Source organism: Mycolicibacterium vaccae NBRC 14118 = CIP 105934, assembly GCF_001552715.1.
GTDB classification, from domain to species: domain Bacteria; phylum Actinomycetota; class Actinomycetes; order Mycobacteriales; family Mycobacteriaceae; genus Mycobacterium; species Mycobacterium vaccae.
On the sequence record NZ_BCRS01000224.1, the window covers coordinates 1 to 7,613 of the forward strand.

General features: G+C 70.0%; 9 protein-coding genes. 4 read left to right on the forward strand and 5 right to left on the reverse strand.

The annotated features are described in order from the left end of the window. Window positions 1–102: 102 nt before the first annotated feature. From MVA01S_RS27530 to ppgK, 3 genes are all read right to left on the reverse strand, one after another. The gene (locus MVA01S_RS27530; RefSeq protein ID WP_051015412.1) at window positions 103–1,230 is read right to left on the reverse strand and encodes a methyltransferase; all 1,128 of its coding nucleotides are present in this window, start codon (window positions 1,228–1,230) and stop codon (window positions 103–105) included. Between the two features lie 56 nt (window positions 1,231–1,286). Next, window positions 1,287–2,744: an RNA polymerase sigma factor gene (locus tag MVA01S_RS27535; protein ID WP_040543286.1), complete on the reverse strand. Its 1,458-nt coding sequence runs from the start codon at window positions 2,742–2,744 to the stop codon at window positions 1,287–1,289. Between the two features lie 191 nt (window positions 2,745–2,935). Further along, window positions 2,936–3,751: a polyphosphate--glucose phosphotransferase gene (gene ppgK, locus MVA01S_RS27540; protein WP_003933991.1), complete on the reverse strand. Its 816-nt coding sequence runs from the start codon at window positions 3,749–3,751 to the stop codon at window positions 2,936–2,938. 161 nt (window positions 3,752–3,912) lie between these two features. On the opposite strand from ppgK, the gene MVA01S_RS27545 reads away from it, so the two are divergent. Continuing rightward, window positions 3,913–4,764, forward strand: a complete 852-nt coding sequence (locus MVA01S_RS27545) for an inositol monophosphatase family protein (protein WP_040543287.1) — start codon at window positions 3,913–3,915, stop codon at window positions 4,762–4,764. Window positions 4,765–4,766: 2 nt separating this feature from the next. Here the strand turns inward: MVA01S_RS27545 and cei are convergent, their stop codons facing one another. Continuing rightward, window positions 4,767–5,423, reverse strand: coding sequence for an envelope integrity protein Cei (gene cei, locus MVA01S_RS27550; protein WP_003933993.1), 657 nt, complete (start codon window positions 5,421–5,423; stop codon window positions 4,767–4,769). Between the two features lie 177 nt (window positions 5,424–5,600). On the opposite strand from cei, the gene MVA01S_RS27555 reads away from it, so the two are divergent. Then, window positions 5,601–5,903 carry a DUF4193 domain-containing protein gene (locus tag MVA01S_RS27555; protein ID WP_003933994.1) on the forward strand — a complete coding sequence of 101 codons (303 nt, stop codon included), beginning with the start codon at window positions 5,601–5,603 and terminating at the stop codon, window positions 5,901–5,903. A gap of 27 nt (window positions 5,904–5,930) precedes the next feature. On the opposite strand, the gene MVA01S_RS27560 is transcribed toward MVA01S_RS27555, so the two are convergent. Then, window positions 5,931–6,407: a DUF3093 domain-containing protein gene (locus tag MVA01S_RS27560; protein WP_003933995.1), complete on the reverse strand. Its 477-nt coding sequence runs from the start codon at window positions 6,405–6,407 to the stop codon at window positions 5,931–5,933. A gap of 25 nt (window positions 6,408–6,432) precedes the next feature. Here MVA01S_RS27560 and dut point away from each other — a divergent pair, with 25 nt between their 5' ends. Both dut and MVA01S_RS27570 read left to right on the forward strand, forming a co-directional pair. Continuing rightward, the gene (dut, locus tag MVA01S_RS27565; RefSeq protein WP_040543278.1) at window positions 6,433–6,897 is read left to right on the forward strand and encodes a dUTP diphosphatase; all 465 of its coding nucleotides are present in this window, start codon (window positions 6,433–6,435) and stop codon (window positions 6,895–6,897) included. A gap of 12 nt (window positions 6,898–6,909) precedes the next feature. Beyond that, window positions 6,910–7,613: DUF3710 domain-containing protein (locus MVA01S_RS27570; protein WP_174539006.1), on the forward strand; the 704-nt coding region annotated here is incomplete at its 3' end.

Sequence of the window (7,613 nt, forward strand, 5' to 3'; positions counted from 1 at the left end):
GGCAGCGCCGGCACCGGGCCCACGGGCAGCAAGGGCGGTCGAGGCGGCGCCGGCGGCAGTGCGGGCGCAGGAGGCGCGTCGACCGACTGACGCCGCCCCGGCTCAGACCGGAACGGCCTCCACGATCGACAGCGGGCTGGCGGTCGGGATCACCCGGGTCATCCGGAAGCCCGCCGCCGACAGCAGTTTTGCGTACTCGGAGGCGGTCCGCTCGCGGCCCCCGGCGCTGACCAGCATCTCCAGGTCGACCACGAAGCCCAGATGGGCCTGCGGCCGCTCGGGCAGCACCATCTCGAACAGCAGCACGCGCCCGTCCTCGGCGATGGCCGAGCGCACATTACCCAGGATCGACACCGAGTCCCGGTCATCCCAGTCGTGGATGATCGCCTTCAGCACGTAGGTGTCCCCGCCGGCGGGGACCGCGTCGAAGAACGAGCCGCCCTCGACGCGGCACCGCGACTGCACCCCGGCCGGGCCGAGGACAGCGGCGGCCCCGGCGACCACCGACGGGCGGTCGAACAGGATGCCGCGGGCCTCGGGCGTGCGGTCCAGGATGGCCGCCAGGAGCCCGCCCTGGCCGCCGCCCACGTCGACGACGAGTCTGCGGGAGCTGAAATCGTATGCCGGGACCGCGTTCTCGATCACGGCGCGGGATCCGCCGGTCATCGCCTCGTCGAACAGCCGGGCGAAGTCGGGGTCGGTGTCGAGGTAGTCGAAGATCGGGACCCCCCGCAGCTTCTCGACCGAGGTCCGGCCGGTCCGCACCGAATGCGTCAGCTCGCCCCAGTGTTCCCAGTGCCGGGGGCTGCCGACGAACGCGATCATCGGGGCCATCGACTCCGGATGATCGGCGCGCAATGCGGCACCGAGCCGGGTCAGCGCGAAGGTGCCGTCGCGGCGCAGCCTGAGCACCGAACGACTCGCCAGCGCGCGCATCAGGCGGTACGTCGCCTGCGGATCGGCGCCGACTCTGGCGGCCACCTGCTCGGCGCTGAGCGGGCCGCCGGCCAGCTCGTCGGCGATGCCCAGGCGCACCGCGGCATAGAGCGCGGCGGTGAACCACGACCCGAGGCCGAGTTCGAGCAGGGCGATGTGCGGGGGTGCCGTGGCCCGGTGCAGCCGCTCCAGCGCACCCCGCACCTTGCTGACCGCGGAGAGCACCGCCGCAGGCGGTAGCTTCCCCCCGGTGGTCGAACCTGCTGCGTCGTGTGTCGTCGGCGTTGTTCTCACGCCGGCGACGCTAGGCCGGGCGGCTTAAATAATTCTTGCCCGTGTCTTGCGGAGGCCTAGTCGAGGTAGTCGCGCAGCACCTGGGACCGGCTGGGATGGCGCAGCTTGCTCATCGTCTTGCTCTCGATCTGGCGGATGCGCTCACGGGTCACCCCGTAGACCTGGCCGATCTCGTCGAGCGTGCGCGGCTGGCCATCGGTCAGCCCGAAGCGCAGCCGGACCACACCGGCCTCGCGCTCGGACAGCGTCTCCAGCACCGACTGCAGCTGATCCTGCAGCAGCGTGAACGACACGGCGTCCACGGCCACGACGGCCTCGGAGTCCTCGATGAAATCGCCGAGCTGCGAGTCGCCTTCGTCACCGATGGTCTGGTCCAGGGAGATCGGCTCACGCGCGTACTGCTGGATCTCCAGCACCTTCTCCGGCGTGATGTCCATCTCCTTGGCGAGCTCTTCGGGCGTGGGCTCGCGGCCCAGGTCCTGAAGCAGCTCGCGCTGGATGCGGCCCAGCTTGTTGATGACCTCGACCATGTGCACCGGGATGCGGATGGTGCGGGCCTGGTCGGCCATCGCGCGGGTGATGGCCTGACGGATCCACCAGGTGGCGTAGGTCGAGAACTTGTAGCCCTTGGTGTAGTCGAACTTCTCGACCGCGCGGATCAGGCCCAGGTTGCCCTCCTGGATCAGGTCCAGGAACGCCATGCCGCGGCCGGTGTAGCGCTTGGCCAGCGACACCACCAGACGCAGGTTCGCCTCCAGCAGATGGTTTTTCGCGCGGTCGCCGTCACGGCAGACCCACATCATGTCGCGGCGCTGCGCGGTGGTGAGCTTCTCGCCCTTCTCGGCGAGCTCGGCCATCAGCTGCGTGGCGTAGAGGCCGGCCTCGATGCGTTTGGCGAGGTCGACTTCCTCCTCGGCGTTGAGGAGGGCCACCTTGCCGATCTGCTTGAGGTAGGCGCGCACCGAGTCGGCCGAGGCGGTGAGCTCGGCGTCCTTGCGGGCCTGGCGCAGAGCCTCGGACTCTTCCTCGTCCCAGACGAAGTCGCCGGAGGCCTTGTCCTTCTCGGACGGCTCGGGAAGCGAGTCGTCGTCCTTGGCCGCTTTGCCTGCCGCCTTCGGCGCGGCGACGCCGGGCGCGGCGGCCTCGTCGTCGGACTCCTCGTCGTCGGCGTCGTCGTCGGCGGAGGTGTCGTCCTCGACCTCGATGTCATCGAGGACGATCTCGGTGTCGTCGACCTCCAGCTCGTCGCCAGGCTCGGCTTCGAGGGCGTCGTCGTCTACGGCGAGATCGTCGTCACCCGCGCCGGAGGTGGCCTTCTTGGCGGCACGCTTGGTGGCCTTGGCCGGCGCGCTCTTGGTGGCCTTGGCCGGCGCGCTCTTGGCGGCCTTCTTCGCGGGCGCCTTCTTGGCGGGAGCTTTGGCGGCGGTGCGCTTCACCGGCTCGTCGGTTGCCGGGCTTGCTTTGGTCGCTGCCACGTACACCCTTTCGGTCGTGCGGGTTTCGGGCGCGCACAGGTGCGCCACCGAAATGTGTCGGCTATGGGGAATGTCGGCGGCGATCTCACAGCGTCATCTCGTCGAGGTGGGATACTCCGCTGCTGTTCAGTAGGCGGCCGCCGTTGACCATTGTAACGACAGTGTGGGTTCACGCTGCGCACAGCGGCAAATTTGACGCCTGCGCGCGTCGGTGCTCCCCGCGTACGGGGCTACTTGCCGGTGGCGGTGACGTCGAATTCCGAGGCCATCGCCGCGCCGACGATACCCGCGGTGTTCTGCAGCGCGGCGGCCACCACCGGCGTGCGATTGCCCAGCAGAGGGATCCACTTGTCGGCTTTGCGGCTGATGCCGCCGCCGGCGATGAACAGGTCCGGCCATATCGCGTTCTCGACGGCGACGAGCACTTTGGTGACCTCTTTGGTCCAGCGCTCGTAGCTCCAGCCCCGGCGTTCCTTGACCGAGCTGGCGGCCCGGTGCTCGGCTTCCTTGCCGCCGACCTCCAGGTGCCCGAACTCGGTGTTGGGCAGCAGCACGCCGTTGTGGATCACCGCCGAGCCGATACCGGTGCCGAATGTGAGCAACACGATGACGCCGGTGTTGTCGCGACCGGCGCCGAACTTCTCCTCGGCGAGTCCGGCGGCGTCGGCGTCGTTGAGCACGGTCACCGGGTGGCCGTCCAGCGCGCCGCTGATGACCTCCTTGGCGTTGAGGCCGATCCAGCCCTTGTCCACGTTGGCAGCGGTGCGCACGATGCCGTCGGCCACGACGCCGGGATAGGTGACCCCGAGCGGGCCGTCCCAGCCGAAGTGTGCGACGACGTCGGCGATGGTGGCGGCCACGGCGTCGGGGGTGGCCGGCTGGGGGGTGGCCAACTTGAACCGTTCGCCGATCAGCGTTCCGGTGTCCAGGTCGACGATGCCGCCCTTGACGCCGCTGCCGCCGACGTCGATGCCGAACCCCCGCCGGGAGGAGCCGGAGTCGGCCGCGGAGGTCGCCGGGGACGGGGATGACGCGTCGGCTGTCATGCAGGCTCCTCTGCGCAGGTGATGGCACGGTGCTGTCCGGCACCCCACTGTGCCGCCGGTCGCCGGGCGCTTTGACACCCTATCGGCTCGCCAATTGCGATGTGGGCCAGTCGTGCATCCGATGGCGGCGTCGGCCGTCTCACGGCGTGCTGCACGATGGTGTGGTGAATATCGACAGCGATCCCGAGCGGCTCCGTCAGGTGGCCGAACAGTTGGCGAGCGAAGCAGCCGAGTTCGTTGCGCGGAGGCGCCCGGAGGTGTTCGGGGCGGTCCCGCTGCCCGGTGGCGCGCAGCAGGCGGTACGCGCCAAGAGCACCCCCACCGACCCCGTGACCGTCGTGGACACCGAGACAGAGCGCCTGCTCCGCGAGCGGCTGGCCGCGCTGCGCCCGGGTGACGCGATCGTCGGCGAGGAGGAGGGCGGCGCGGTCGACGGCGCCGACGGACAGCTGACCTGGGTGCTCGACCCGATCGACGGCACGGTGAACTTCCTGTACGGGCTGCCCGCCTACGCGGTGTCGGTCGGGGTCCGGCGCGACGGGGCGTCGGTGGCCGGCGCGGTGGCCGATGTCGCCGCAGGCGCCGTGTACTCCGCGGCCCTCGGTCACGGGGCCACCGTCCGGCGCGCGGGCGAGGTCACCGCATTGCGCTGCACCGAGGCCACGGACCTGTCGATGGCGCTGGTCGGCACCGGGTTCTCCTACAACCGCGAGCGCCGGCGCCGCCAGGGGGAGATCGTGGCCCGGCTCCTGCCCGATGTACGGGACGTGCGGCGGCTGGGTTCGTGCGCACTGGATCTGTGCCAGGTGGCCGAGGGCCGGATGGACGCGTACTTCGAGGACGACGTGCACCTGTGGGACTGGGCGGCGGCAGCGTTGATCGCGGCCGAGGCAGGCGCGGTGGTGCGCCCGCCGGCGTCGGTGGAGGGCGGTGGACTGATGGTGGCCTCGGCTCCCGGCATCAGCGCCGCGCTCGCCGACGCGCTGGTCCGCAGCGGGGCGATCGCGGACTGATCTCAGCAGGTGCCGGTGTGGGCCTTGGTCAGCAGGTCCGCGCCGGCGGGCTGGGTGGCGTCGGGGAGCAGGCTGGCCAGCACCGCGTTGATGTCGTCGCTGTGGGTCAGCTCGGTGAAATCCGTGCCGATCGCCAGGTCGACGGTGTCGTCGGGGCGGCCGTCCTGGAACAGCTCGGTGCACGGGGCGACCAGCCACACCGCCGCGGCCGCGGCCCGGCCGGCCGGGCCGAACCGGATCTGGCCCTGGCACTGCAGGCGGGCGGTCGCGTAGAGCGGGTCGTTGGCGGCCTCGGGATCGGTGAAGCCGAGGTCACGCAGCTCGCCGGCGATCTCGCTGGCCTGTCCGCCCTGGCCGCTGGCGTTGAGCACACGGACCCGGGAGTCGGCGAGTTTGGCCGGGGTGACGTCGAGCATCGCCGAGCCCGTCACCTGTTCGCCGAGGTTGGGCGGCGGTGCGCCGGGCTCGGCCGGGGGCGGCGGGGGGTTGCAGACCGCGGCCTGCTGCACCTCCGGAGGGCGGGAAAGTGCGATGACCCAGACCAGCGTGGCCGCGACCGCCAGGCAGCAGAACGTCACGATCCCGGGCAGGAAGTTACGGCGTCGGAACGGTCGACCGTGCTTGTCGAACGCCGTGCCCTCGGTGATTTGCGCGACCACGATCAGCACTCTAGAGCCATCGCCGGTAGCGCTCCGACCGGCGGTGACAACGGACGGACTCCGTATGTGACATAAATCACATTAGATCCGAGGGCATTACGGGCACGAATTATTTGGTGGATGCGTTCGACGCTGGTACAAAGCAACGCTGCAACGAGCTTCACGGAGGGGACAGGTATGGCCACCGATTATGACGCCCCAAGGCGCACAGAGACCGATGACGTTTCTGAGGATTCACTCGAGGAACTGAAGGCGCGGCGCAACGAAGCTCAGTCAGCTGTCGTGGACGTCGATGAGTCCGAATCCGCCGAGAATTTCGAGCTGCCGGGTGCGGACCTGTCCGGCGAAGAACTGTCGGTTCGGGTGATCCCGAAACAGGCCGACGAGTTCACGTGCTCGAGCTGCTTTCTGGTTCACCACCGCAGTCGGCTGGCGAGCGAGAAGAACGGCATGATGATCTGCACGGACTGCGCTGCCTGATCGGCCTGATCAGGGCTGCGCGCCTGTTCAGGCGCGCAGCGCGGCGAGGACCTGGTCCGGACGCCTGGCGCTGACGAGCCAGTACGGGGTGGGATCGTCCGGATCCTCGAGTACGAGCAACACCATGGGGCCGACCCAGCCCTTGTGCACGACGTAGGCGGCGGGGTCGAGCTGACGTCCCAGCGCGGCCGACTTCGCCGAGCGGGGAACCTCGGCGGCGCGGGTGATCACCGAGGCGGGCAGATGCGCGTCGCCGACCCACAGTTCGGTCTCGGCGCCGTTGCCGACCACCTTCAGCTCGGTCCTGCCGAGCATCACCAGTACCACCGCGGCGACCGGAAGCAGCACCGCGTAGGGCAGCCAGTCCGGCACGCCGCTGATGCCCTGATCGACCTCCAGGGCGATCAGGGCGGCCACCCCGAGTCCGGGCAGCCACCACCACAGCGGGACAGACAACCGCTCGCGATAGCGGATCGTTTGGGCAGTGGCGCGCGTGTCAGACACAAGGCCCAGAGTAATCTGTGACGTCGTGTCCACCTCTCTGGCGGTAGTGCGTCTCGACCGCGACCTCCCGCTGCCCAGTCGCGCCCATGACGGCGACGCCGGGGTCGATCTCTACAGTGCCCAGGATGTCGATCTGGCTCCCGGGCAGCGGGCGCTGGTGCCGACGGGAGTGGCGGTGGCGATTCCCCACGGCATGGTCGGACTGATTCATCCGCGCTCCGGACTTGCTGCGCGCGTGGGCCTTTCGATCGTGAACAGCCCGGGCACCGTCGACGCCGGCTACCGGGGGGAGATCAAGGTCTCGTTGATCAACCTGGATCCCGCGGTTCCGATCGCGATCCGGCGCGGTGACCGGATCGCGCAGTTGCTGGTGCAGCGCGTCGAGTTGCCCGAGTTGGTCGAGGTGACGTCGTTCGACGAGGCCGGACTGGCCGACACGACCCGCGGTGACGGTGGCCACGGATCTTCCGGTGGGCATGCCAGTCTGTAGGGGGGAGAGGTCATGGCATTGGGCAGACACCACAGTGACAGCGCTGCAACGCCTGAGGAGGTGACGTCGGTGGACTCCGTCGACGAGGAGCTTGAAGGCCCGTTCGACATCGACGACTTCGACGATCCGTCGGTCGCCGAGGTGGCGCGCCTGAATCTGGGGTCGGTATTGATCCCGATGCCCGAGAACGGCCAGGTTCAGGTCGAACTCAACGACACCGGAGCGCCCAGCGCCATCTGGGTGGTGACGCCCAACGGACGCTTCACGATCGCCGCCTACGCGGCGCCGAAGTCGGCGGGCCTGTGGCGCGAGGTGGCCGCGGAGCTGGCGGACTCGCTGCGCAAGGACGCCCCCCGGGTCAGCATCGAGGACGGGCCGTGGGGCCGCGAGGTGGTCGGCTCCGGCGGCGAGGGTGCGGCGGTCGTGCGGTTCATCGGCGTCGACGGTTACCGCTGGATGGTCCGCTGTGTGGTCAACGGCCCCTACGAGCGGATGGACGTGCTGGCCGAGGAGGCGCGAAACGCGCTGGCCGATACGGTCGTTCGGCGCGGGGATACGCCGCTGCCGGTGCGTACCCCGCTTCCGGTGCAACTGCCGGAGCCGATGGCCGCCCAACTGGCCGCCGCGCAGCAGCAGGCGGCCCAGCAGGCCGTGGCACAGCAGCAGCAGGCCGGCGGGCAGCCCCCGCAACCCCCGACCGCGCCGCAACCCCCGCA

What these genes read in the sequence shown, in the direction of transcription:
- ppgK (WP_003933991.1), bottom strand. Translation starts at nt 3,751, where the DNA reads ATGACAGCCGACGCGTCATCCCCGTCCCCGGCGACCTCCGCGGCCGAC.
- MVA01S_RS27555 (WP_003933994.1), top strand. Translation starts at nt 5,601, where the DNA reads ATGGCCACCGATTATGACGCCCCAAGGCGCACAGAGACCGATGACGTT.